Source organism: Yoonia vestfoldensis DSM 16212, assembly GCF_000382265.1.
GTDB classification, from domain to species: Bacteria; Pseudomonadota; Alphaproteobacteria; order Rhodobacterales; family Rhodobacteraceae; genus Yoonia; species Yoonia vestfoldensis.
Map to the genome: position 1 here is coordinate 69521 of NZ_KB907984.1, position 25501 is coordinate 95021.

Sequence of the window (25501 nt, forward strand, 5' to 3'; positions counted from 1 at the left end):
ACGATGCCCCCTTCATTCGGCACCAGCGGATTGCGCGGACTTGTCACCGACCTGACGCCCGCGCTTGTCACCGATCATGTGCGCGCTTTTGCTGCCAGCTGCCCGATGGGAACCGGGCTGTTCGTGGGGCATGACCTGCGCGCATCGTCGCCCGCCATTGCCGCAACCGTGGCGGCGGCCGGGCAGGCGGCGGGGCTTGCGGTCACGCTCTGCGGGGCTGTGCCGACGCCTGCGCTGGCGCTTGACGCGATGCGGGCGGGTGCGGCGGCCGTCATGGTGACGGGCAGCCATATTCCTGCCGATCGTAACGGGCTGAAGTTCTACACGCCCGAGGGCGAGATCACAAAGGCCCATGAAACCGCTATTCTGGACGCGCTCGGGCAGGACCGTGCCGACCTTGCCGGTCCTGCGCCGCAATCCGCCGATGTCGGTCGCGCCTATCAGGACAGATATCTGCAGGCTTTCGGCACGGTCTTGTCCGGTCTGCGGCTTGGGCTTTATGCGCATAGCGCGGTGGGGCGGGACCTGACGGCGGACCTGCTGCGGGGTCTGGGGGCGACGGTCGTGATGCTGGGCCGGTCCGACACCTTCGTGCCGGTCGATACAGAGGCGGTCGATCCGCAGATCAGGACACAGCTTGCCATATGGGCGCGCGCCCATGGCGTCGCGGCGATCCTGTCGACGGACGGTGATGGCGACCGTCCGCTGATGACCGACGAAACCGGCCGGATCATGCCCGGTGATATCATGGGGCAGATCACGGCTGCCTGTCTTGCTGCGCAACATCTGGTGACCCCGATATCCTCTAATTCCGGGGCGGACGCTGCCGGGTTCGCGAAGGTGCTGCGCACGCGGATCGGCTCTCCGCATGTGATCGCGGGGATGCAGGCGCTGGGCGGCAAGGTCGTGGGATACGAAGCGAACGGCGGGTTTCTGTTGGGCTTCGATGCGCAAGGGCCCGCTGGGCCGCTGCCGGCCTTGATGACGCGTGACGCCATGCTGCCGATGCTGACAGTGCTGACGGCAGCCACGGGCGCGCCGTTGTCGCGGCTTGTGGCGGCGCAACCTGCGCGGGTCACCGCCGCCGACAGGTTGCAGAATGTGCCGATCCAAACGTCAGCCGCGCTCGTTGCTGCGCTGACCGATGATCCGCAGCGGCGTGCGGGCTTTCTTGAAAGTCTCGATCTTGCCGAACGAACGGTCGACCTCACGGATGGCCTGCGGATTACTTGCATGGATGGCCGGATCGTCCATCTGCGCCCTTCGGGCAATGCCCCCGAACTGCGGCTTTACATCGAGGCGGACAGCCCCGATCGCGCTGAATCGACGCTGAACGCGGGGCTGGCGCGGTTGCGTCACGTCCTCATGAACGCTTGACGGCGTCGTCAGGGCAGTACCATTGCCGCCAGAACGACGCGGTTCAGCGGTTTTGGCAACCACCAGGCGTCTGAGTGATTCGGCAAAATACAACCCGAACTTGCGTCGAATTAAAGGCAATCTGTATTTCATATCGAAACAATAACGGTGCAAAAGAGCCTCTGTTTCAGATCCATTCAGTGACGCTGTCTAAAAAGACATATTACAATCTGCATTAGCATTCTGTTAACGACAACCGGGCCAATCGTTGTTACCGACCCCTGTGTAAAGAGTGTCTCTATGTTGCTTCATGATCTCGCCGCAGACAGCATTCTGCCACGCGCGCCGTTTGCGGTATTCTCATCACTTTTCGGGGAAACCATGGCCTTGGTGCATATGCATCGGGCAAACTGTGCTGCCACAGGCAGTCAAGTGGGCCGGCCTCCACAGGTCCGCCCTGGCCGAATACCGGACATTAAACCTTTTGATGCAAATCGTCGCGATTGGTCGCTGGCGGTCGTCAAACATGTCCGATCCCAAATTTCCCTGAAAGGCAAAATGATGAAATCCACCGCACTTATCCTGACACTACTATTCACAGCGAATGCAGGCTACGCAAACAATCTGACCAGCCTCGGCGTCGATGCCAACGGCAATACCGCATGGCGGCTCACCAGCACCGCGACCGGCCCACAAACCGTCGGGCTAAGCAAGCACGGCGGCGGCACGGTGTCGTTTATCGTTAATCCGGGTGTCACGAATGTCGTCGTTCCGGGTGGCACCGGCGGCACCTATATCGCGAACTTTGAATCGGGTGACCGCAACAGCGTCACCAAGGCATCTGGCGCGCAATTGTTTAGCGCCACGCCTGCTCCTGCCGCCCAAGGCGCGCCGGGCGCTGACGGTCTGGACGGCATTGACGGGGTGGACGGTCGCGATATCAGCATGTCGCGCGCTGCCGCCGACCGCGGCCTCGCTGCCTTGCAGACGCGGGCGCCGATGATCGGGCAATGGACCGGGGCTGCCGGATTGTCGGGAACGGACGATGGTGCAGATGCGATGGCTTTCGGGCTCCGCTATGGCATTTCATCACGGGCTGACATCTATGGTGTGATGTCCCAGTCGTTTGACGGTGACACATCATGGGGGGTCGGATCGACCTTCGTTCTGGGGGGTAGCTAAGCGTCGGGGTGTTCGGGGGTGGCGGTTCAGTCAGCCTTTTCACCCAGCGTATGAACGATCCACTGGTTCTGAACGTCGTTTCTTGCCTGATCCGCCGTTGCGGTTCGATCTGTCCGCGTTTCCCCGGGTCGCGTCTTTGGTGACAGCGCCCCGGACGCGGTCCCGTCGCGAACCGGATCAGGAAGCAAGGATCGCGCGGCTGACGCGCATGAGGAATGCCCAGTCGTCGATTTCCGTACCGACATCATGGTGCTTCATATCGATGGCCAGAAACGAATGGCCATGCACGAAAGACCACAGGATATAGGCGTAGCTCAGAACATCCGGGTCGTCCTCCGGGGCATTGCGGCGGGTGGCCACATGCGCGACCACGACGCCGAAGCATCTATCGCCTTTTTGTTGCAGTTCCGGGGCGTTCTCGTGGCCGTCGGTCAGCCCGAACACCAGCCGGAACACGCCGGGCTGGGCTTTGGCGAAGTCCACATAGGCCTGTCCGATCGCTGCCACGGCCTCGTGCGATCCTGCGGGATAGGGGTCCGATGCAGCGGCCATCGCGGCGTAAAGTCTGTCCATGGCCTCGGCTGCCACGCACCGCAGGATTTCGTCGCGATCCTTGAAATGCTTATAGGGTGCCGCCGAACTGACGCCTGCCCGCCGGGCGGCTTCGGCGACGGAAAATCCGTCGGGCCCATGTGTTTCTACCAGATCGCGCACCGCGGCAATCAATTGCGCACGCAGATCGCCGTGGTGATAGGCGGTTTTTGGGGTTACGCCCCCCCCGGTCGTGCCAACTGAGAGAACGTCATCGGACATCGTGATTGGTCCTTCTGTGCAAGTGGCTTGCATTTATATGGGGCGCAACAGAAGTTAGCATCGCTCACATTGGTTTGCAAGCTAGCGCCAAGCGCAACATCGCCGATTCTGGCCGCAATGAAAACCTCTTGCCAAAGTGAGTGATTCTCACATATGTAAGTGATGCTCACATATGAAGGGATCGGGCCATGACCCATCCTGCGACAACCGGTTTGCGCCGCCGTCTGCGCCGCGTCTTGACATTGGGCATGACGCTCGTGGTTTTTGGCGGTGCGGGTGCGACTGTCTACGCGGGTTTCGCCCTGATATCGGCGCAAGGCGACGCGGGTGCCGTATCGCTTGCACCTGCAACCACAGTTGGCGCGATGCAGATCGCGCATGTCGACAGCTATACTGTTTCCCGCCGCTTCACCGGCCAGATCGAAGCGGCCGCGCGCATTGATCTCGGGTTCGAATTGGGCGGTCGTGTGACAGAGGTGCTGGTCGAAGAGGGTGATCTCATTGCCGACGGTGCTGTCCTTGCCCGTCTGGACACCAGCGCATTGACACCTCAACGTGCCGCGCTCGAAGCAGAGCTTGCCGCGCTCGCCGCTGACGCCGAACTCGCGCGGTTGACGTTGTCACGCAATGATGCGTTGACCGAAAGGGGTTTCCGGTCGGTAGCGGCACAGGATGACGCGCGTCTTGCCCTCACACGCGCAGAGGCCGGGATGGCGGCGACGCAGGCGCGGATCGCGGGCGTTGACGTGCAGATTGAAAAATCGGTGCTGATTGCGCCATTCGCGGCACGCGTGGGCGCGCGCCTTGCTGATCCGGGACAGACGGTCGCAGCTGGGCAGAATGTGCTGGTTCTGTTCGATGCGGCCCCGGCACGGGCCCGCGTCGGACTGCCCCCCGATCTTGCGGCAGGATTGCAGGTTGACAACCGCGTCAGCGTCGTTGTCGGTGGCACCGTCGGGACGGCCACGATCCGTCAGATCCGCCCCGATCTGGACCCAGGTACGCGGAGCCGGTCCATCGTGCTGGATCTGCCCGCCGATCTGGACCCGGTGCTGGGCGACAACGTCTCTTTGATACTGGCACAGGTCGTGCCAGAGCCGGGATACTGGGCGCCATTGTCCGCCCTGCGCGAAGGTGTGCGCGGCAGTTGGTCGGTGATGGCGCTGGAACAGACACCGGACGGCGACCGCATTTTGCCGGCTGCGGTCGAGGTGATCCACAGCGATGGCGCGCAGGTCTTCCTGCGCGGTGAACTGCCCCCCGGCGCGCGCATCGTCGCGCAAGCGCCCGATCGCGTCGCGCCGGGCCAGATCGTGCAACTTGCCGCCACCCCGCAGGAGTGACCGTCATGGATACGCTGTTCTTTCGTCAACCCCGGCTTGTCCTGCTGGCGCTTTTGGTGATCCTGTCGGCGGGGGCGTCGTCGCTTGTGTCCATCGGGCGGCAGGAAGACCCGACCATCACCAATATCTTCGCCACGATCACCACCGTCTTTCCCGGTGCCGATCCCGCGCGGGTCGAGGCGTTGGTGACTGCCAAGATCGAAACCGAATTGCGCGCCATCCCCGAAATCGCCGAGGTCGCCTCGACCTCGGGCACGGGCGTTTCGGTGATTGCGGTCGAACTGGTGGAAACCATCGACCCCGCGATGATCGAACAGATCTGGGCGCAGGTCCGCGATTCCGTCGCCGATGCGCAGCGCGATTTTCCTGACGGCGTGCAGGAACCCGCGTTCAATAGCGACGGTGCGGGCGGCTATGCCGCGATTTTTGCGCTGACGATGCCCGACGGCTTCAGCGCGACCCGTGCCGCGCGCGAAGCCGAGGCATTGGCTGACCGCCTGCGCCGTGTGGCGGGTACGTCGCTGGTCGATCTGCATGGCCTGCCGGAAGAAGAAGTGCTGGTGACACTCGACCCCGACCGGATCGCCGCATTGGGCATGACGGCGGATCAGGTATCCGCCGCGATCCGCGCCGCCGATGCCAAGGTGCAGGCGGGCCGGTTGCGCGGTGAGGCCACCGATCTTGTGCTCGGCATCACGGGGGAAATCACATCGCTGGACCGTCTGCGCGCGGTCGTGCTGCGCGAAGATGCCCAAGGCCGCGTCACCCTGCTGGGCGATGTGGCCAGCATCACGCGCGGCCCCCGCGCCCCCGTGGCCGAGGCTGCGTTCTTTCAAAGCCGCACTGCGATTCTTGTGTCCGCCAAGCTGAGCGAGGGTTTGCAGGTGGACCGCTGGATGGCCGGGATCCGTGATGACGTCGCCGCGCAGGCGGAAACCCTGCCGTGGGGCCTGACCATCGAGACGGTGTTCGACCAAAGCCGCTACACATCCGACCGGCTGGCAGAGGTGGGCCTGAACATGGCGATCGGTTTGGCCTTGGTCGTTGCGGTTCTGTTCGTCACGCTGGGCGCGCGGTCAGCGCTGATCGTCGCGATGGTATTGCCGGTGGTCACGCTGGCCTCGGTTGCGACGCTGAACGCGCTGGCCGTGCCGATCCATCAGATGAGCGTGACCGGATTGATCGTGGCCCTTGGCCTGCTGGTGGACGCCGCCATCGTCATGACCGACGAGGTCGGCAAACGCCTGCGCGCAGGGCTGTCGCGGCTGGAGTCCGTCGCAGGATCGGTGCGGCGGCTGACGATGCCGCTGGCGGCCTCGACGGTCACGACGATCCTGTCCTTTTTGCCGTTGCTGCTTTTGCCGGGGCCAGCGGGGGACTTCGTCGGGTCCATCGCCATTGCGGTCATCGTGATGCTGGGTTGGTCCTTTGTCGTCGCTGTCACGATCACGCCAGCGATTGCGGGCCGCTGGCTGCTGCCGGGCGATGGCGTGCCCGCGCGGGAGGGGCTGTTGATGCGCGGCTTTCGTGTCGTTCTCGCCCTGTCGATGGCAAATCCCTGGCGCACGGTGGCGCTGTCGTTGGTCCTGCCGGTGCTGGGCTTTCTGTCGCTCCCCGGCCTGACCCCGCAATTCTTTCCCGGCGTTGACCGTGACCAGTTCCATATCGAAGTCGACCTGCCCCCCGGTACCGGCATCGACGAAACCCTCCGCATCGTGCGCGCGGTCGATGCGGTTCTTGCCGCCGAACAGGACATCCTTGACGTCGCATGGGTTGTGGGCCGGTCCGCGCCTGCGTTCTATTACAACATGGTCGGTGGCCGCGATCAGGCCCCCGCCTTTGCCGAGGCGCTGATCCGCACCGCATCGCCCGATGCGACGGCACGCCTGCTGGACCACCTGCAAACCGGCCTGCCGCCGCAATTCCTGCAAGCGCGGTTCGTGATCCGTGGCCTGACCCAAGGGCCGCCGGTCAATGCGCCCGTCGAACTGCGCCTTGTCGGGCAGGATATCGACGCGCTGCGGGCTGCGGGCGACGATCTGCGCGCGCGGCTGGCGACGGTGTCGTCCGTGGCCATGGTCCGCACCGGCGTCGCGGGGGGCACACCCAAACTGACGCTGGATGTGGACGAGGCACGCGCGCGTTTGCTTGGCCTCGACCTTGGCCAGATCGCCCGCCAGATGGAGGCGGGGCTTGAAGGTGTGACGGGTGGATCGCTGCTCGAGGGGACTGAGGAATTGCCGGTACGTGTCCGTCTTGGCGCGGGCCTGCGCGGTGATCCGGTGGCCATCGGTGATATGCCGATCCTGGCACCGGGCGCTGCGCAGATCGCGGCAGCGGGCCAGTTTCCCGCCGTGCCATTGTCGACGCTGGGCGCATTGCGGATGGAGCCGTCCGAAAGCACGATCACCCGCCGCAACGGCGAGCGTGTCAACAACGTGCAGGCCTTCCTGATGCCGGGCGTCCTGCCCGCCGTCGCGCTGGCCGAGGCGATGGCGCTGCTTGAGGCAGGCGATTTCACTCTGCCAGAGGGGGTGAGGTTGGAGACCGGCGGCGATTCCGACGCACGCGACAGTACGGTGCAGGCCTTGGTCGCCCCATTGGGGCTGATCATCACCCTGTCCATCGCGGTCGTGGTGATGACGTTCAATTCCTTCCGCCTGACGCTGATCTCTTTTGCAGTGGCGGGCCTGTCGGCTGGGCTGTCGATGCTGGCGCTTGCGGTTTTCAACTATCCTTTCGGGATCAACGCGATCATCGGGGTGATCGGGTCCATCGGCGTGTCGATCAACGCGGCCCTGATCGTGCTGTCGGGGCTGCAAGAGGACGCAGGCGCCCGTGCCGGTGACCGCGCTGCGATGGTCGATGTGGTCGCTGGATCGGCGCGGCACATCGTTTCAACCACGATCACAACGGTCGGGGGCTTTTTGCCGCTGATCCTTGGGGGCGGTGGGTTCTGGCCGCCGTTCGCGATGTCGGTCGCGGGTGGCGTTGCCCTGTCCGTGACGCTCGCCTTTGCTTTCACGCCGCAGATGTTCGCGCTGACCCAGTCGCGCAGACCGGCCGCCGACAGGCCGCTTCGCCTTGCCGACGCCTAACGACAACGCCAGATGAAAGGGCGCATCATGACCAAGGACGACAATTTCAAAGGCCGCTTCGGCCCCTCTGCGCTGATCACCGGGGCCAGTGACGGGATCGGGCGCGCCTTTGCTGTCGCGCTGGCCGAGCGGGGCTTTGATCTGATCCTTGTCGCCCGGCGGCAGGATGTGCTGGAGACCCTCGCCACGGACCTTTCTGCACGCTTCGGCGTCGAAGTTCAGGTCATTGCCAGTGATCTGTCGGACCCCGCCGCCGTGCCCGCCTTGCTGGTCGAGACCGATGCGGCCTCTGTCGGACTGGTCATCGCGGCGGCGGGCTTCGGGTCCGCAGGGGCGTTTCTGGATCTCGATCCCGCGACAGAGGCCAATATGGTCGATCTGAACTGCCGGTCGGTCGTGGCCCTGTGCCATGGTTTCGGGCAACGACTGGCGCAGCAGGGCCGGGGCGGTATTGTTCTGTTCAGCTCGCTCGTGGGCTTCAGCGGCGCGCCTTATTCGGCGACCTACGCCGCGACCAAAGGCTTTGTGCAAAGTTTTGCGGAAGGTATCGCGCCCGAATTGGGTGCGCGTGGCGTCAGTGTCCTGTCTGTCGCACCCGGCCCTGTCGGCACCGGCTTTGCCGCGCGCGCGGGGATGCAGATGGGGCAGGCCGCAACGCCTGAAACAATCGCAGGCGGCGCGTTGGCTGCTTTGGGCAAAAGAGGAACGGTCCGCCCCGGTTTTCTGGCCAAGCTTTTGGGCTGGTCGCTTGCGATGTTGCCGCGGGCCGGTCGCGTCCGTGTGCTGGGCGCGATCATGAAGGGCATGGCAGGCGCGCCTTCGTCGCGGTGAGTTGATGTCGCGCGGGGCAATCCGCGTTGTGGTCTGGTCTGACATTGCTTAAGTCGGACCTATGCAGATGTGCCGCAGTTTTCTGATCTATTGCCTGATTGTCGTCACCCTGCCCTTGGGCGCGTTGGCGCAAGCGGCGTCGCCGCAGGCCCTGTTCGTCGCGACCCCTGCCAGCAACGAAATAACTGGTGTGTCGGACGCGGCTGTGCATGCTGGGGCCAAGGAAAAGCGGTGCCGGATCGCGATCCTGACGGGTGCGCAGTGTTTCCCCGCGATTGTCGATCATAGCGCGACGATGATGGGCGGTATCCCGCATGCAAATGACGCGCCGTTTGCTGTCGCCATCGCCTTGCCCGGAGGGGTGACGACCGGCAGCCATCTGGACCCGCCGCGTCGGGGCTGATCTTCGCCGCCGCGCAAAGGCGTGGCGATCCTGAACATCAGCCACCTAGGACCAGACATATGTTGAAACGACGCAGCTTTTTTGCCGGAGGCTCTGCCTTGGCGCTGTCCGCCTGCGGTCTGCCCGCGCGGGACACCGCACCGCCGCAAGCCCCCGTCATCCTGCCCGAAAGCCCCGTGATGCCGCTTTTGCCCGCGCATTACGGCGCGATCACGGATGAACCTTTCCCGATCCCCGCCGTGCCCGAAAACGTCGTGCCGCCGCATCTGTGGCGGCAAGAGGTCGACAACCCGTTTCCGGACGATGTGCCCGGCACGATCATCGTCGATCCCGACGCGGGCTTTCTGCATCTGGTGGGCCAGAACGGCCGCGCTATGCGCTATGGCGCGGGCACCGGTGCGGATGCCTTTGCATGGAGCGGCAATGCCCGCCTGCAATTCTGCCGCAGCTGGCCGCGCTGGCGGGTGCCTGACGAAATGGTCGCGCGTCAGCCGGAACTAGAACCCTATTCCGTTGCGAACGGTGGAATGGCCGGGGGGCCCGGCAATCCGCTCGGCGCGCGCGCGCTTTATCTGTTCCAGAACGGCGAGGACACGCTTTACCGCATTCACGGCGCCTGCGAGCCGGAATATCTGGGGCAGGCGGTCTCGTCGGGCTGCGTGCGGCTGTTGGATCATGACGTGATCGACCTGCACGCACGGGTGCGGCACGGCACCGCGATACGTGTGTTGCCATCGCTTGCGCCGACGTCTTTTGCGGGGGTCTATTAGGGACCTGTGGCCGGTTCGTCGCTGTCGATGTCGAACCGGTCCGCCATCTCTTCAGAGATCACACCCGAATGTAGCGCCAGCAAGATCAGTTTTTCGTCCATTGGGTTGGCCCCGTCGAGCGCGGCTGCCACGCGCTTTTCGGCGTTTTCCGCTGCGCCAGCGCCGTTGACGGCCGCAAATTGGGCCTGTTCCAGCACGCAATAGGCCAAAAGCTGCGCGGCGTCAGCAAACGCCTGCGCCCGGTTCTGCGTGGCATGTTTGCGTTGCAGTTGCAGGATCGTCAGCTTCACGGGTTCGGGGATCAACAGCGGGTGCAGGCCCGCCGCCTTGAGTGCTTCGTCAAGGGCCGTCAATTCCGAGGACCGGCCGAACATATCGAAAAATCTGAGCATGCGGCACCCTAGCAGGTTGCGCGGGGCGCTGCACGAAGTTTGCGTGTTTCTTGACGCGCGTCGCTTATGGGTTTCGCCGCGGCATGTTTGCGGTATGCTAAGTGGGAAGAACTGCGATATGGGACCGGATGACCAAGATCAGAAACATGGAGGAATTCGCCCGCCTGTCGGGGATTTCCCGCCCGACCGTGTCGAAATACTTCAACGACCCGTCCAGCGTGCGCCCGACAACGCGCGAAAAGATCGAAAAGGCGCTGGGCGAATTCGACTATCGCCCGAACATCTTTGCGATCAACCAGAACCGCAAACAGACACGCAATGTCGGGGTCGTCGTGCCGTATCTGGCGGACCCGTTCTTTGCTGAAATCGCGCGCAATATCGAACAGCGCTGCATCGACGCGGGGTTCTGGCCGATCCTGTTCAGCGCCCATGGCGATCAGAAACTGGAAAACGACATTCTTGACAGCCTGCGGTCGCTGAAACCTGCGGGCGTGCTGCTGGCACCTTTGGGGCGCAGGTCGGACAAGTCAGAGATCGAAAGGTTCTGCAAGGATGTTCCCACCGTTCTGTTCGACAGTAACATCGAAGGGGTGGGTAAGGCGTTCATCGGGTCGGACAACGCCCAATTCGTGGGCCAGATCGTGCAATATTTGTGCCGCACCGGCGCGCCGCCGTGTTTCTTCGAGATGGACCCTGTCAACCCGAACGCGAACAAGCGTCGCAATGCCTATCTTCAGATCATGGAACGGCTGGGCCACAATCCGCAGGTCCTCCGCGTGGCGGGGACGGGCTGGGAATTCGAACGCATCGCCTATGAAGGGGCGCTGCAAATCCTCGATGCGGGCCAGCACGAATCGAACACCGTTTTGTGCAGCAACGACCGTCTGGCGATCGGGTTTCTGTCGGCCTGCTATGCGCGCGGCCTGCGTGTCGGGTTTGACGCAGGGTCGGCGATGCGGGTCGCGGGGATCGACGACCATCCGTTTTCGCGCTTTACCTGCCCGCCGCTGACCACCGTCGCGCAGGATTACGAAGCAGTGTCAAAGCGCGCCACGCAAACGCTTTTCCGGATGATCGAAGGGGAAACGCCTGCGCCTGACAGGCTTGAAATCCTGTTCGAGGGCAAGCTCGTGATGCGCGCATCAGCGTAAAAGTTTACGCGCGCAAAATTATGATTGACGTCGCGTGACTATTTATCCTAGCCTGCGCCCATCATCTATTGATCCTAGGGAGGAGTTCGGATGTCTATCAAAACGTCACTCGGTCTGGCGAGTGCGCTGGCCATTGCTGCCGCTTCGGCAAGCTTTGCGCAGTCGCCGTCAGGGACCGTCACCATCGCGACCGTGAACAACGGCGACATGATCCGCATGCAGGGCCTGACGGCGGATTTCAACGCAAAATACCCCGATATCACGCTGGAATGGGTCACGCTGGAAGAAAACGTGCTGCGCCAGCGCGTGACGCAGGACGTGGCCACCAACGGCGGCCAGTTCGACGTGATGACCATCGGCACTTACGAGGTTCCGATCTGGGGCGCGAATGGCTGGCTTGTGTCGCTTGACGATCTGCCCGCCGAATGGAACGCGGACGATCTGCTGCCCGCGATCCGCGACGGCCTGACCGTGGATGGTTCGCTTTATGCGGCACCTTTCTATGGCGAAAGCTCGATGGTGATGTATCGCACCGACCTGATGGAAGCCGCCGGTCTGGACATGCCCGATGCACCGACTTGGGACTTCATCCGCGAAGCTGCCGCCGCCATGACAGAAGGCGATGTCTATGGCATCTGCCTGCGTGGCAAGGCCGGCTGGGGCGAGAACATGGCGTTTCTGACCGCCATGTCCAACAGCTTTGGCGCGCGCTGGTTCGACATGGACTGGAACGCCCAGTTCGACAGCCCCGAATGGGCCGAGACGCTGACCTTCTACAACGATCTGATGACCAACTACGGTCCTCCGGGTGCGGCGACCAACGGGTTCAACGAAAACCTGACGCTGTTCCAACAGGGGCGCTGCGGCATGTGGATCGACGCGACCGTTGCGGCCAGTTTCGTCACCAACCCCAATGATTCCACCGTGGCCGATTCTGTCGGGTTCGCGCTGGCACCGGACAACGGCTTGGGCCGTCGCGGCAACTGGCTTTGGGCATGGTCGTTGGCCGTTCCTGCCGGATCGCAATCGACCGAGGCTGCAAAAGCCTTCATCGCTTGGGCCACCAGCAGCGACTATACCGCACTTGTCGCTGAAAACGAAGGTTGGGCCAACGTTCCACCGGGCACACGCACCTCGCTTTACGAAAACGCTGACTATCTGGCGGCAGCCCCCTTTGCCGAGATGACGTTGCAGTCGATCAATTCGGCTGACCCGACATCGCCCAGCATTCAGGACGTGCCCTATACAGGCGTGCAATTCGTGGCGATCCCCGAATTTGCAGGGATTGCGACCGAAGTGGGACAAGAGTTCGCCAATATGCTGGCTGGCCAGCAGACCGTCGAACAGGCACTGGCCAACGCCCAGGCGCTGACCACCGATGCCATGGAAGCAGCAGGCTACTAGGCTTTCCTCCCCCTGCCAGAGGGGTTGCGTCAACACCCCTCTGGTTTTTTCCCGCCGTCATGCAAAAGGGTCAGAGCCATGTCGACCAAGGCTTCTCGCAATGCTGCACGCCTGATGCTGGCACCAGCCGTCATCCTGCTTCTGGGCTGGATGCTGGTGCCGCTGACCATGACGGTGCTGTTTTCCTTTCAACGCTATCTGCCGATGCGCGGCGGGTTCCAAGGCTGGGTCGGGTTCGAGAATTACGCCAGTTTCGTGACCTCCAGCGCGTTCTGGCCTTCTGTCGTGACCACGCTGGTCATTGTCGGGTCGGTGCTGGTGATTACTGTCGTGCTTGGCGTAGTGCTGGCCATTCTTCTGGACCAGCCAATGTGGGGGCAGGGGATCGTGCGGATTCTGGTGATCGCGCCGTTTTTCGTGATGCCTACGGTGTCGGCGCTGGTTTGGAAGAACATGTTCATGGATCCGGTGAACGGGCTGTTCTCGCATCTGTCGCGGTTCTTTGGTGCGGAGCCTGTGTTGTGGTTGTCCGAGGCGTCGATGCCTTCGATCATCCTGATCGTGTCGTGGCAATGGTTGCCCTTCGCCACGCTGATCCTGCTGACCGCGATCCAGTCGCTGGACAGCGAACAACAGGAAGCCGCCGAAATGGATGGCGCAGGCCCGTTCAGCCGCTTTTTCTTTATCACGCTGCCGCATCTGTCGCGCGCGATCACCATCGTGATCCTGATCCAGACGATCTTTCTGCTGGCGATCTTCGCTGAAATCTTTGTCACCACCCAAGGCGCCTTCGGGACCCGCACGCTGACCTATCTGATCTACCAGCGCGTGCTGGAAAGCCAGAACGTGGGCCTTGGGTCTGCGGGTGGGGTCTATGCGATCATCCTCGCCAATATCGTGGCGCTGTTCCTGATGCGCATCGTCGGCAAGAACCTGGACCGGTAGGGAATAGTCATGGCACGCACCGTCACCACCACCCGCAAATCGGTCAATACCGCGCTCGCATGGGCCATCGGATTGCTGATCTTTTTCCCGATCCTCTGGACCGTCCTGACCAGTTTCAAGACCGAAGCTCAGGCCGTCTCCGACCCGCCCGTGTGGCTCTTTTTCGACTGGACGCTGGACAATTACCGCACCGTTCTGGACCGGTCCGACTACGCACGTTTCCTGTGGAATTCGATCTTCATCGCGGGCGGGTCGACCGTTCTGGGGCTGCTTATCGCGGTGCCTGCGGCCTGGTCGATGGCCTTTGTGCCATCGCACCGGACCAAGGATATCCTGCTGTGGATGCTGTCGACCAAGATGCTGCCTGCGGTCGGTGTGATCTATCCGATCTACCTGATCTTCATCAAAATGGGCCTGCTGGATACCCGCACAGGGCTAGTCGTGATCCTGATGCTGATCAATCTGCCGATCATCATCTGGATGCTTTACACCTACTTCAAGGAAATCCCCGGCGAGATCTTGGAGGCCGCCCGCATGGACGGCGCTGGATTGCGCAATGAGATCACCTATGTCCTGCTGCCGATGGCCTTGCCCGGTATCGCGTCTACCGCTTTGCTGAACCTGATCCTGGCCTGGAACGAGGCGTTCTGGACGCTCAACCTGACCGCCGCGAATGCCGCGCCATTGACCGCCTTTATCGCCAGCTATTCCAGCCCCGAAGGCCTGTTCTACGCCAAACTCTCTGCCGCGTCGACGATGGCGATTGCGCCGATCCTGATCCTTGGCTGGTTCAGCCAGAAACAACTTGTGCGCGGCCTGACCTTCGGCGCGGTGAAATAAGGAGCCTGACCCATGGGACGCATCGTTCTGAAAGACGTGACCAAAGCCTTTGGCGATGTCACCGTCATCCCCCCCCTGAACCTGACCATCGAGGATGGCGAATTCACCGTCTTTGTCGGGCCGTCGGGTTGCGGGAAATCCACGCTGTTGCGCCTGATCGCGGGGCTGGAGGATGTGACCTCTGGCCGGATCGAGATTGACGGGGTCGAGGCGACAGCCGCCCCGCCCTCCAAACGCGGGCTGGCGATGGTGTTTCAATCCTATGCGCTTTACCCGCATATGACGGTGCGCAAGAACATCGCCTTTCCCTTGCGCATGGCGGGGATGGACAAGGCGGAACAGGACCGGCGCATCGCGCAGGCCGCATCCGTGCTGAACCTGACCGATTATCTGGACCGCCGTCCGGGGCAATTGTCGGGCGGGCAGCGCCAGCGCGTCGCCATTGGCCGCGCTATCGTGCGCGAACCGTCGGCGTTTTTGTTCGACGAACCCCTGTCCAACCTTGATGCCGCCCTGCGTGTCGGCATGCGGCTGGAGATCAGCGAACTGCACACACGGCTGAAAACCACGATGGTCTATGTCACCCATGATCAGGTCGAGGCGATGACGATGGCCGACAAGATCGTCGTGCTGCGCGCGGGCCATATCGAACAGGTGGGCGCGCCGCTCGATCTTTACCGTGCGCCGCGCAACCTGTTTGTGGCGGGCTTTATCGGGTCGCCGCGGATGAATTTCATCGGGGGGGCCGAAGCTGCAAAACACAACGCCCACACCATCGGTATCCGCCCCGAACATATCGCGGTGTCGGCAGAGGCGGGGGAATGGTCCGGCGTTGTCGGCGTGTCCGAACATCTGGGGTCGGACACATTCTTTCACGTCCACCAGACCGGATTGGCCGATGTGATCACCGTGCGTGCCGATGGCGAGGTCGGGTTCCGCCACGGAGACCGCATCTACCTGACACCGCGCGCCGATGTCATCCACCGCTTTGACGAAACAGGGTTGCGCATCGCATGACACGACTGACAGGAAAAACCGCGCTGATCACCGGGGCCGCACGCGGCATCGGGTTGGCCTTTGCGGAACGCTATATCGCCGAAGGTGCGCGCGTCGCGCTGGCCGATATCGACTTTGCCCGTGCACAGGCCGAGGCCGCCCGTCTGGGCGACGCCGCCTTTGCCGTGCAGATGGACGTGACCGATCAGACCAGCATCGACAGCGCGGTTGATGCCACCGTGGCGCATTGCGGGCAGATCGACATCCTGATCAACAATGCCGCAATCTTCACTGCCGCGCCCATTGCAGAGATCAGCAGAGACGATTTTGCACGCTGCTTTGATATCAACGTCGCTGGCACCCTGTTCACGATGCAGGCCGTCGCCCGCCACATGATCGCGCGCGGTCAAGGCGGCAAGATCATCAACATGGCGTCGCAAGCAGGGCGACGGGGCGAGGCGCTGGTCGCTGTCTATTGCGCGACCAAGGCTGCCGTCATCAGCCTGACCCAATCGGCAGGGCTGAACCTGATCGCGCATGGCATCAACGTCAACGCCATCGCTCCCGGTGTCGTCGACGGCGAACATTGGGACGGGGTGGATGCCTTTTTCGCCAAATACGAAAACAAGGCACCGGGCCAGAAGAAACGCGAAGTCGGTGCCGCCGTTCCCTATGGCCGTATGGGCACCGCGCAGGACCTGACCAGCATGGCCGTCTTCCTTGCCTCGGCTGAGGCGGATTACATCGTCGCCCAGACCTATAACGTGGACGGTGGCCAATGGATGAGCTGACAAAGCTGTCGCTGGCGACTTTGGGCGCGTTACCCGCTGGCGTGCAGGCCCCGACCTATGCGCGCGCCGACCTGTCGCCCGGGATCGTGCATATCGGGCTTGGCAATTTCCACCGCGCACATCAGGCATGGTACACGCACCGGCTGATGCAGATGGGGCTGGCCCATGACTGGGCGATCATCGGCGCAGGTGTGCGCGCCGGTGACGCCGCGATGCGCGACAGGCTGTTGGCGCAGGATTGCCTGACGACGCTGATCGCGCTCGACCCTTCGGGCAAATCGGCCGAGGTGACGGGGGCGATGGTCGATTTCCTGCCCGTAGAGGCGGACAACGCCGCCCTGATCGCGCGGATGGCGCAGCCTGATATCCGCATCGTGTCGCTGACCGTGACCGAAGGCGGCTATTACATCGACGCGGCGACTGGCGGGCTGGACACCACCCACCCCGATATCCGCCATGACGCCGCCCATCCGCAGTCTCCGCGCACGGCCTTTGGCGCGATGGTCGCGGCTCTTGCGCAACGGCGGACGCGAGGGACCGGCCCGTTCACCGGCCTGTGCTGCGACAACCTGCAAGGCAACGGCGCAATCTTGCGGCAGACCGTCGTGGGCTTGGCGCGCCTGTCGGACCCCGATCTTGCCGCGTGGATCGACAGGGCGTGCAGTTTCCCCAATGCGATGGTCGATTGCATTGTCCCCGCCACCGGCCCGCATGAGGTGGCGCTGGCGCAGTCTTTCGGCATCGACGACGCAGCACCCGTCACACATGAAAACTTTCGCCAATGGGTGATCGAGGATCACTTCTGCGCAGGCCGCCCCGACTGGGACCGCGCGGGCGCAACCTTTGCCGCCGATGTGCATGCGCATGAGACGATGAAGATCCGCATCCTGAACGGCGGGCATCAGGTGATCTGCGGTGCAGGTGAACTGCTGGGCCTTGGCACCATTGCCGCGACGATGGCGCATCCCGGCATCCGCGCATTGTTCCACCGCATTGCGGAACAGGAGATCGCACCCCACGTCGCCCCCGTGCCCGGCCAGACGCCTAGCGCCTATATCGACCTGATCGCGCGGCGTTTCGCAAATCCCGAAATCGCGGATACCACACGCCGTGTCGCTTTTGACGGGTCGAGCCGCCATGCGGGGTTCATCGTGCCGTCGATCCGCGACGGTCTGGCGCGCGGCACACCGGTTGCGGGGCTGGCGCTGGTGTCGGCGATCTGGGCGCGTTATTGCCTTGGCCGGACCGAGGATGGCACTCCGATCGCCCCGAACGACCCCGCTTGGCCTGCCTTGCAGGCCGCAGCGCTCGAGGCGCAATCGCGGCCCATGGCGTGGCTCGAACAGCGCAGCATCTATGGCGACCTGAAAGACGCCCCGCGTTTTGCCGAAGCCTTCGTCACCGCTTACCAGCAGTTGCAGACCGCCGGAGTGCAAGCCACGATCGCCGTATTCGCATAGGTCGGGTCAGAGCCGACCTGACGCGATGATCCGTTGCAGGAACGCCTTCGTGCGCGCCTCTTTCGGCGCGCCGAACAGGCGGTCGGGCGTGTCCTGCTCCAGAATCACGCCACCGTCGAGAAACGCCACCCGGTCCGCGCAATCGCGCGCGAAACCCATCTCGTGGGTGACGATCATCATGGTCATGCCTTCGTCTTTCAGGCCACGGATGATCGCCAGCACCTCGCCTACCAGTTCGGGGTCAAGGGCAGCGGTGATCTCGTCAAGCAGCAGAACATCCGGGCGGGTCATCAGCGCCCGGGCGATGGCCACGCGCTGTTGCTGCCCGCCGGACAGCTGTTCGGGATAGGATGCGGCAAACCCCGCCATGCCGAACCGCGCCAGCACCTCGCGCCCGCGATCCTCTGCCTCGGCGCGCGACTGGCCATGCACGCGGCGGGGGGCCAGCGTGATGTTGTCGAGCACGTTCATATGCGGAAACAGGTTATACGACTGAAACACGATGCCCGCGCGCTTTTGCAGTCCCGTCTTGCCGAAGGCGGGGTCATCGACAGGCACACCATCCAGCCTGATCACCCCGTAATCATGGTCGACCAGCCGGTTGACGCAGCGCAACAGGGTGGACTTGCCCGACCCCGATGCGCCGATCAGGCAGACGACCTCGTGCGGGTCCACGCGCAGGCTGACGCGGTCCAACACCAGCTTGTCACCGAAATATTTGGTGACGGTGTCGATGTCGATCATAGGGGTGGTCATCTCGTCATCCGGCGATTTGCAGGCGCCGTTCGCGGTCGCGCCGTGTCAGGTAATCCGCCAGCCGCGCCATCGGGATGGTCGCCAGCAGGAACAGCCCCGCCGCCACGATCAGCGACGAATAATTGAAGGTCGAGGCGGTATAGATTTGCGCCTCGCGCACGGCATCGCGCACGCCGATGACGGACAACAGCGCCACGTCCTTTTGCAAGGCGACGACGATGTTCATCAGCGCGGGCACCACGTTGCGCAGCGCTTGCGGCAGGATCGCATAGCGCAAGGTCTGCCATTCGCTGAGCCCGAGCGACTTTGCCGCTGCGCGCTGGCCTTGGTGGACCGCGTCGATCCCGGATCGGTAGATTTCCGCAACATAGGCCGCATAGCTGAGAACCATGGCGACGCCACCCCAGAACAGCCCGGAATTGGGCAAGCCCGGCAGGTTCAGCGCCGGGATGCCAAAGCCGAACAGCAGCACCAGCAGCAACGCGGGAACGCCCCGAAAAATGTCGATGTAGATCACCACCATCAACCGGAACGGCGCGCACCACGGTGCACGCAAGGACCGCACGACCGCAAGCACCAGCGCCCAGACCAGCACACAGGCCAGCACCGTCAGCCAGACCTGCATGTTCACCCAGAACCCTTGAAGCACGCGCGGAAAGGCCGCGACCATGGCGTCGAGATTGAAGAATTGCAGTTTGATCCGTGGCCATTGTTCAGCCGAGGTGACGGTCCAGCCGATCAGGCCGAACACCACGACAAAGCTGAACAGCCCGATCGCTGTCGGGGCTGCCGCTGCCTTCCAGTCGAAACCGCGCCGTGGCGGCGGCGGGGGTGGTCCCCGCCGCGTCGGATCATTGGCCGCACCATGTGGCGCGGCGACAGGTCTGTTGGTCATTCCGAGATGATCGGCAGATCCGGATCGGCGACCAGATAGGTCGCGATCAGTTCATCGACGACACCGCGTGCGATGATCGCGCTCAGCGCTTCATCGACCCAAGGCACAAGCGGGCTGCCGAATTCGAACAGCAGGCCATGGCCGTTGTCGTTTTCGTCGGCGGGCACGAGTGCGACGATGCCTGCCTCGGGCACCTGCACGGCGGTCATGAACAGCGCCGTCGGCAAGGCAGCCAGCGTTGCGTCGATCTGACCTGCCTGCAACGCCTGGAACACGTCGACCTGTTCGTTGTAGATAGCGGCATCAGTCACGCCGAGGATGTTCACAAGGTAATCGTTATCGGTCGTTCCGATCACGGCCCCCCAGCGCAGCCCGCGCAGGTCTTCGAAACTGGTAGCGGTTTCAGCGGCACTGCCGGGCAGGGCGATGACCGCCTTGTCGGGTTGGAAATAAACCTGGCTGAAGCTGACGATCTCGGACCGTGCCTCGGTCACGGAAATCTGCTGGATGCCGAAATCATAGGGCTTGGCACCGGGCGCGATTGCCTGATCAAAAGTCTGGGCAACCCAGACGACCTGTTCGGGCGCAAAGCCCATTTCAGCGGCCAGTGCATAGACCAACCCATTCTCGAATCCCTCGCCGCCGGCGGGATCGTTGTTCAGCATCCATGGTGGATAGACCGGATCACCCGTGCCGACCGTCAGAAAGCCCGGCGTCGTCAGGCGCGGGTCCATCGGTGTGTTTTCCTGTGCGTTGGACATCAGCGGCAGCGCGGCCACAAGCGCGCCCGCGAACAACGCAAGCGCGCCGCGCCGCGCCGCGTTGATCATGTAGTCTGTCATAAATGATCCTTTCATCTGTGCCGACATTCCCCAAGTGGCGTGCGGTTCCGGCAAAATCGCCTGCTTGCACGTCTTGGTCAAGCGCGATGCAAGGCGCTGGCGGCATTCAGGGGTCCGCCAGCGCACATCATGCAGCCGAATGCCTAGAATCGCGGCACGGTATGATCAGATCTTGCAGTCTGTCACCCTTCGGACGGCACCAGCCGAAGAAGCGGCACATCGTTGCCATCCGTCAGCACATAGACATACCCGTCGTTCGGTCCGACCGCGACATCGCGGATGCGATGGCCCTCGCCTTCCAGAACGCGCTCTGGCTCGGACACGTTTGCGCCGTCGACCGGAAAGACGCCCAGATATTGCTGCAACAGGTTTCCGACCAAAAGATGGCCCTGCCAATCGGGGAAGGCATCGCCATCATAGAATGTCATGCCCGAGGGTGGAAAGTGATCATCCCGGCCTGGCCCCCAGTGATAGGCGGGCGCGACAAAACCATCGCCTGCCTCGTGCGTCGGGGCGAATTGTTCGCCTGTCCGGTAATCTACGCCAAACGCCGCAAGCGGCCAGCCATAGTTTTCGCCGCGCGCCACGATGTTGATCTCGTCGCCGCCTGCTTCACCATGTTCAGCCAGCCAGATGTCGCCGGTGTCGGGATGCACGGTCATCGCCTGAATATTGCGGTGCCCGTAAGACCAGATCGCAGGGGCCGCGTTGTCTGTGTCGACGAAGGGATTGTCCTGTGGCACCTCTCCGTCCAGCGTCAGGCGGATGACGCTGCCGTTCTCGCTCGACAGGTCCTGCGCGATGTGGTCGGGACCGAATGCCTTGGACTCGCGGTCGCCGGTGCTCATGTAGATGTGGTCGTCATGGAAAACGATCCGCGATCCATAATGCGCATCGCTGTCGATGCCGGGGCTGACCTGAAACAGGGTCTCGATGTCGGTGACGGTGCCCGCCACCTGATCAAGCGTGCCGCGCCCCAGATGGGTCGTGGTGCCGCCGTCGACGGCGCCGGACCACGTCATGTAGATCGTGTTGCTGTCGGTGAAGTCAGGCGCAAGCGCCACGTCGAGCAATCCGCCCTGACCGGCGGTGTCGACATCGGGCGCGCCGTCCAGCTCGTTCACATCGCCGGTTGCGGCGTCGTATAGAAGGAACGTGCCGCCGCGCCCCGTCATCAATATGTCCTCTCCGTCGGGAAGAAACGTCATGGCCCATGGGCGGTCCAGACCCGTGGCGAGGGTTTCGACCGAATAGGATTGCGCAAACACCGGCGCGCCTGCCACAAGCGCGATCACGGCCGAAAGCGTGGTTGTCGTGTGCATGGTGATACCTCTTTGTCTGTTGCGTTCATCAGGGCAACGTGAGGCCGGACGCCGTGTTCCATCACAAACCTGCCAACTGCCGACCGAAGGAAACCAGGGAAAGTACCTTCGCGCGGTCCCGTCGGATCGTTTCGATTTGGCGATGGGTGGACGCGCGGGCATCATCGCGTTGACGGGCGTGACCCGTCGCCAGCTTTCGGTTTGTGCGGTTGACCGACGACGGGATCGATCGCGGCACCCGGTTTGCCGGTGCGGATATCGACGCGGTTGCCGCAATCGGCTCTAGCCTGCGGTTCGTGCTTGACGGTGCGGTCCTGTTTGCGGTCGACAGCACCGACCTGCGCCCCGAAGCACAAGAAGCACTGAACGCGTCGGCGCAGGACATCGCTGCGGCGGACCTTTCCCGGTTTCGCGTGGTCGGGCACACGGATTCGACAGGCAGGGACGATTACAACCTGACCCTGTCGCAGGGACGGGCACTGTCGGTTCGGGATTATCTTGCTGCGCAACCGGCCCTGTCAGGGGTCGCCATTGTCGCCGAAGGGCGGGGCGAAGCAGAGCCGATTGCCGACAATGAGACCGAAGAAGGCCGAACCCGGAACCGCCGGGTCGAGATCATCGGGAACTGAATGGATGGTATTGGTTGCGTCTGCATGCAGACCAAAGGCATGATCGGATCGCACTTTACTTGACGCGGCCCATGGTTTCAAAATCGGCGATGAAAGTTCTTTTGGTTGAAGATAATCACGATGTCGGCGAAGCCGTCGAACGCCGTTTGCGCATGGCGGGTCATATCGTGACGTGGAACAGGGACGGGCAGGATGTCGTCGCCGGGCTGGAGGATGATCCTGTCGACGCCGTCATTCTTGACCTGACCCTGCCGGCTGCGGACGGGATCGTGATCTTGCGCCAGATCAGGCGGCAGCAGCGCGACCTGCCGGTGCTCGTTATCACGGCGAGGGCCGAAATCGACGACAAGGTCAGCCTGCTTGATCTTGGAGCCGACGATTACCTCGTCAAGCCGTTCGACATGCGCGAGATGGAGGCGCGGCTGCGCGCGCTGGTGCGGCGGCCCGCAGGCCAATTCACATCGCTTGTGCAACTGGGTGACCTGCAGCTTGATCCGGGTGGCCGGATCGTGACGCTGGCCGGTCAGGTGATTGATCTGGGACGTCGCGAATTCGGCCTGCTCGAAGCGCTGATGGCACAGGCTGGCCGCGTCGTGACCCGTGAAAGGCTGATGTCTCGGCTTTCGCATCTTGAAGACGGGGGATCGGAAAATGCGCTGGAATTGTTGGTGTCGCGTTTGCGGCGCAAGATCGCGGGCAGCACGGTGGATGTCGTGACAGTGCGCGGTGTCGGATACATGGCGCGCGTGGTGCAGGATGCGCAGACCTAGCCCGCCGTCCCTGCGCCGCCGCGTCCTGATCCTTGCGGCGACGATGCTGCTGGTCGCCGCTGCGTTGCTTGTGGTCTTTATCCGGGACTATGCGAACCGCGCCGCCGATCAGGCGCTGGACCGGCTGCTATCCGCGGCGGCGCTGTCAATTGCGGGGGCGGTTCTGGTCGAAGACGGCGCGGTGGTCGTCGAAATGCCGTTTGCCGCCTTCGCGATGGTGTCGGGCGAGGAACGCATTTTCTATGCTGTTCTCGGCCCGCAGGGCGAACATGTGACGGGCTATCCCGACCTTGCCCCCGAGACGCCCTTGGCCACGTCGGTCGATCCCGTCTTTTCCGACATTCGCCACAACGACGAGCCAGTCCGCATGGTCAGGTTGGGGCGATTGATCTCGACCGCGCAAGGCACGGGCTGGGTCACCATCAGGGTTGCCGAGACGCGGGGCGCACGTGTGGCACTCGCAGGCGAGATCGTCGGCGCGGCGTTGGTGCCGGTCAGCGTGCTGACTTTGCTGGCCCTGGCGCTGGTGTGGATCGTCATCGGCCGCGCCTTCGCGCCGCTTGCGGTGATCGACCGGGCCCTGCGGCGGCGGCGGCCCGACGATCTTTCGGCGCTTGACGTGCCTGTCCCGATCGAGGTGCAGCGTCTGGTCGGCGGGTTGAACAACTTCATGGGCCGGCTCGAGCAATCGACCGCGCGCATGGGTGACCTCGTCGCAGAGGCGGCGCATCAGGTGCGCAATCCGCTGGCATCGCTGCGGGCCCAATCGGAAATGGCGATCGACGAAACCAACGCCACGCAACTGCGCACCCGCGTCGCCCGGATTCACACATCCGCCGTGGAGGCAAGCCATCTTGTCACGCAGCTGTTGATGGACGCCACGATTTCGCACCGGATGGAGACCGAGAAGATGCGCCCAATCTCGATCACCGCGCTGGTTGAAGAGGTCGTCGGCAGGCTCGATCCCGATCTGCGCCCGCGTGTCAGGACGGATGTCGGCGCTGGCACCGACACGCTCGTTGTGGTGGGCGATCGCGTCGGGCTGAGGGAAATGCTGCGCAATCTGATCGACAACGCGCTGGCCTATTCATCGGAGGTCATCGACGTCGTCGTGGTCCAGCAGGCCGATGCCCAGGTGTGTGTGGCTGTTCTTGACCGGGGACCGGGGATACCCGATGCCGACAAGACACGCGTGCTGCAACGCTTCGTGCGCGGGACGGATGCGGGCGGCACAGTCGGGTCGGGGCTCGGACTGGCGATTGCGCAGCGGGTGGTGGCCGGACATGGCGGTACGCTTGTTCTGGGTGATCGCCCGGGCGGCGGGCTTGAGGTTATCGTGGCCTTGCCGGTCGATGTCGATGTCGATGCGCGCGGCGCTGGTCCGCGAAAGCGGCTGGTCACCGGCGCCGGGGCAATATTGCTGGCATGTGTTGCGTCGGTGCTGGGCTGGTCCAGTCCGGTTTCAGCACAGCCGATCCTTTTCGCGTCCGATGCCCCTGAAACACGGCGGTTTGCTATTGCGGGTACGACCGACACCGCGCTTTTCGCGCCTTACATCGCCGCGTTTCAGGCGGAAAATCCCGGCGTTGCAATCACCTATCTCGAAACCGACAGTCTGGCGCTTTATGACGGTTTTCTGGCCGGTACGCTGGACCCCGCACCGGATGTGCTGATCTCTTCGGCGTCCGACCTGCAACTCAAACTGGCGAATGACGGCCATGCGATGGCCTATCAATCCCCCTGGCTCGACGTGTTGCCAAGCTGGGCGCAATGGCGGGCCGAGGTAATCGGTTTCACCTATGAACCGGCCGTCATCATCTACAACCCGCGCCTGATGCCGCCCGGAACACAGCCGCGCACGCATCTTGACCTCGCGGTGATGCTGGAGGAACAGCCCGCCTGCTTTGCAGGGCGCGTCGCCACCTATGACATCGCGCGCAGCGGGGTGGGCTATCTGTTGGCGTCGCAGGATCAGCAGATTTCGTCGCAGTTCTGGCGTCTTGCTGCGGCCTTCGGAAGGGTCGGCGCAAGGCTCAGTGATTCAAGCCCCGAGATATTGGACAGCGTTGCAAGCGGCGATCTGATCCTCGGCTACAACGTCCTTGGGTCCTATGCCTTTGCGCGGCAGGCGGCGGGTGCACCCATCGGAATCATCGTGCCGGATGATTATGTACTGGTCCTGACGCGGACCATGCTGATCCCCCGCCAGACGACCAGCCCCGATCTGGCGCGGGCCTTTGTCGATTTCGCACTTTCGCCCGCCGGGCAGCGCGTGGGTACGGGGCCATCTGCGTTGGGTGCGATCATGCCCGGTGTCTCCGGCACATGGACGCCCGAACGGATTTCGACGATGGGGTTGGGTGTGATCCAGCCGATCGCGCTTGCGCCCGTGCTTCTGGTGGCGCTCGATCCGCAGCGGCGTAGCCGGTTTTTGACCACATGGCAGGAAATCGTGGCACCGGGCCGCCCGTGATGACAGGACGGTGACAGGAACCGCTGCTAGTCTTTCCCG

At 63.3% G+C, this 25501-nt stretch carries 23 protein-coding genes; 17 read left to right on the forward strand and 6 right to left on the reverse strand.

Features of this window, described 5'->3' with window-relative positions; translation table 11 throughout:
• Positions 1 to 3 precede the first annotated feature (3 nt).
• The gene (locus H147_RS0113135; protein WP_026352508.1) at positions 4 to 1377 is read left to right on the forward strand and encodes a phosphomannomutase; all 1374 of its coding nucleotides are present in this window, start codon (positions 4 to 6) and stop codon (positions 1375 to 1377) included.
• A gap of 537 nt (positions 1378 to 1914) precedes the next feature.
• Positions 1915 to 2538, forward strand: a complete 624-nt coding sequence (locus tag H147_RS0113140) for a hypothetical protein (protein ID WP_162561670.1) — start codon at positions 1915 to 1917, stop codon at positions 2536 to 2538.
• Positions 2539 to 2715: 177 nt separating this feature from the next.
• Here H147_RS0113140 and H147_RS0113145 read toward each other — a convergent pair whose 3' ends face one another.
• Entirely contained in the window at positions 2716 to 3351 is a 636-nt protein-coding gene (locus H147_RS0113145) for a TetR/AcrR family transcriptional regulator (protein ID WP_019955838.1), read from the reverse strand.
• A 188-nt stretch (positions 3352 to 3539) separates the two neighbouring features.
• Between H147_RS0113145 and H147_RS0113150 the strand changes: the two genes are divergently transcribed.
• The 5 genes from H147_RS0113150 to H147_RS0113170 all read left to right on the forward strand — a co-directional run bounded on the left by H147_RS0113150 (position 3540) and on the right by H147_RS0113170 (position 9796).
• Positions 3540 to 4694, forward strand: coding sequence for an efflux RND transporter periplasmic adaptor subunit (locus tag H147_RS0113150; protein ID WP_019955839.1), 1155 nt, complete (start codon positions 3540 to 3542; stop codon positions 4692 to 4694).
• Between the two features lie 5 nt (positions 4695 to 4699).
• Positions 4700 to 7792, forward strand: a complete 3093-nt coding sequence (locus H147_RS0113155) for an efflux RND transporter permease subunit (RefSeq protein ID WP_019955840.1) — start codon at positions 4700 to 4702, stop codon at positions 7790 to 7792.
• Between the two features lie 27 nt (positions 7793 to 7819).
• Complete coding sequence (locus tag H147_RS0113160) at positions 7820 to 8623, forward strand: SDR family NAD(P)-dependent oxidoreductase (RefSeq protein ID WP_026352509.1); 804 nt, start codon at positions 7820 to 7822, stop codon at positions 8621 to 8623.
• Between the two features lie 67 nt (positions 8624 to 8690).
• Positions 8691 to 9026, forward strand: coding sequence for a hypothetical protein (locus H147_RS0113165; protein ID WP_162561671.1), 336 nt, complete (start codon positions 8691 to 8693; stop codon positions 9024 to 9026).
• Positions 9027 to 9085: 59 nt separating this feature from the next.
• Positions 9086 to 9796, forward strand: coding sequence for a L,D-transpeptidase (locus H147_RS0113170; protein ID WP_026352510.1), 711 nt, complete (start codon positions 9086 to 9088; stop codon positions 9794 to 9796).
• Here H147_RS0113170 and H147_RS0113175 read toward each other — a convergent pair.
• Positions 9793 to 10188: a hypothetical protein gene (locus H147_RS0113175; protein ID WP_019955844.1), complete on the reverse strand. Its 396-nt coding sequence runs from the start codon at positions 10186 to 10188 to the stop codon at positions 9793 to 9795. The genes H147_RS0113170 and H147_RS0113175 overlap by 4 nt on opposite strands.
• 128 nt (positions 10189 to 10316) lie before the next feature.
• Between H147_RS0113175 and H147_RS0113180 the strand changes: the two genes are divergently transcribed.
• The 7 genes from H147_RS0113180 (at position 10317) to H147_RS0113210 (ending at position 17775) form a co-directional block, all read left to right on the forward strand.
• Positions 10317 to 11339, forward strand: coding sequence for a LacI family DNA-binding transcriptional regulator (locus H147_RS0113180; RefSeq protein ID WP_019955845.1), 1023 nt, complete (start codon positions 10317 to 10319; stop codon positions 11337 to 11339).
• A 90-nt stretch (positions 11340 to 11429) separates the two neighbouring features.
• Positions 11430 to 12743 (forward strand): ABC transporter substrate-binding protein, encoded by a 1314-nt coding sequence (locus H147_RS0113185; protein ID WP_019955846.1) that lies wholly within the window; start codon positions 11430 to 11432, stop codon positions 12741 to 12743.
• 78 nt (positions 12744 to 12821) lie between these two features.
• Complete coding sequence (locus H147_RS0113190; RefSeq protein WP_019955847.1) at positions 12822 to 13688, forward strand: carbohydrate ABC transporter permease; 867 nt, start codon at positions 12822 to 12824, stop codon at positions 13686 to 13688.
• 9 nt (positions 13689 to 13697) lie between these two features.
• Positions 13698 to 14528 carry a carbohydrate ABC transporter permease gene (locus tag H147_RS0113195; protein ID WP_019955848.1) on the forward strand — a complete coding sequence of 277 codons (831 nt, stop codon included), beginning with the start codon at positions 13698 to 13700 and terminating at the stop codon, positions 14526 to 14528.
• 12 nt (positions 14529 to 14540) lie between these two features.
• Positions 14541 to 15545, forward strand: a complete 1005-nt coding sequence (locus H147_RS0113200; protein ID WP_019955849.1) for an ABC transporter ATP-binding protein — start codon at positions 14541 to 14543, stop codon at positions 15543 to 15545.
• On the forward strand, positions 15542 to 16315 hold the full coding sequence (locus H147_RS0113205) for an L-iditol 2-dehydrogenase (protein WP_019955850.1): 774 nt from the start codon (positions 15542 to 15544) through the stop codon (positions 16313 to 16315). Before H147_RS0113200 ends, H147_RS0113205 begins: the two co-directional genes overlap by 4 nt.
• On the forward strand, positions 16303 to 17775 hold the full coding sequence (locus tag H147_RS0113210; RefSeq protein WP_019955851.1) for a mannitol dehydrogenase family protein: 1473 nt from the start codon (positions 16303 to 16305) through the stop codon (positions 17773 to 17775). The genes H147_RS0113205 and H147_RS0113210 overlap by 13 nt, the downstream gene beginning before the upstream one ends.
• A gap of 6 nt (positions 17776 to 17781) precedes the next feature.
• On the opposite strand, the gene H147_RS0113215 is transcribed toward H147_RS0113210, so the two are convergent.
• The 4 genes from H147_RS0113215 to H147_RS0113230 all read right to left on the reverse strand — a co-directional run bounded on the left by H147_RS0113215 (position 17782) and on the right by H147_RS0113230 (position 21590).
• Complete coding sequence (locus H147_RS0113215) at positions 17782 to 18531, reverse strand: amino acid ABC transporter ATP-binding protein (RefSeq protein ID WP_026352511.1); 750 nt, start codon at positions 18529 to 18531, stop codon at positions 17782 to 17784.
• 4 nt (positions 18532 to 18535) lie between these two features.
• Entirely contained in the window at positions 18536 to 19426 is an 891-nt protein-coding gene (locus H147_RS0113220; protein ID WP_019955853.1) for an amino acid ABC transporter permease, read from the reverse strand.
• Positions 19423 to 20268 (reverse strand): substrate-binding periplasmic protein, encoded by an 846-nt coding sequence (locus H147_RS0113225; RefSeq protein ID WP_245541148.1) that lies wholly within the window; start codon positions 20266 to 20268, stop codon positions 19423 to 19425. Before H147_RS0113225 ends, H147_RS0113220 begins: the two co-directional genes overlap by 4 nt.
• Positions 20269 to 20450: 182 nt before the next feature.
• The gene (locus H147_RS0113230; protein WP_019955855.1) at positions 20451 to 21590 is read right to left on the reverse strand and encodes a PQQ-dependent sugar dehydrogenase; all 1140 of its coding nucleotides are present in this window, start codon (positions 21588 to 21590) and stop codon (positions 20451 to 20453) included.
• Positions 21591 to 21793: 203 nt separating this feature from the next.
• Between H147_RS0113230 and H147_RS19725 the strand changes: the two genes are divergently transcribed.
• The 3 genes from H147_RS19725 to H147_RS0113245 all read left to right on the forward strand — a co-directional run bounded on the left by H147_RS19725 (position 21794) and on the right by H147_RS0113245 (position 25462).
• Positions 21794 to 22219 carry an OmpA family protein gene (locus H147_RS19725; RefSeq protein WP_019955856.1) on the forward strand — a complete coding sequence of 142 codons (426 nt, stop codon included), beginning with the start codon at positions 21794 to 21796 and terminating at the stop codon, positions 22217 to 22219.
• 89 nt (positions 22220 to 22308) lie between these two features.
• Positions 22309 to 22989 (forward strand): response regulator transcription factor, encoded by a 681-nt coding sequence (locus tag H147_RS0113240; RefSeq protein WP_026352513.1) that lies wholly within the window; start codon positions 22309 to 22311, stop codon positions 22987 to 22989.
• Positions 22976 to 25462 carry a sensor histidine kinase gene (locus H147_RS0113245; RefSeq protein ID WP_019955858.1) on the forward strand — a complete coding sequence of 829 codons (2487 nt, stop codon included), beginning with the start codon at positions 22976 to 22978 and terminating at the stop codon, positions 25460 to 25462. The genes H147_RS0113240 and H147_RS0113245 overlap by 14 nt, the downstream gene beginning before the upstream one ends.
• The last annotated feature ends 39 nt before the right edge of the window (positions 25463 to 25501 follow it).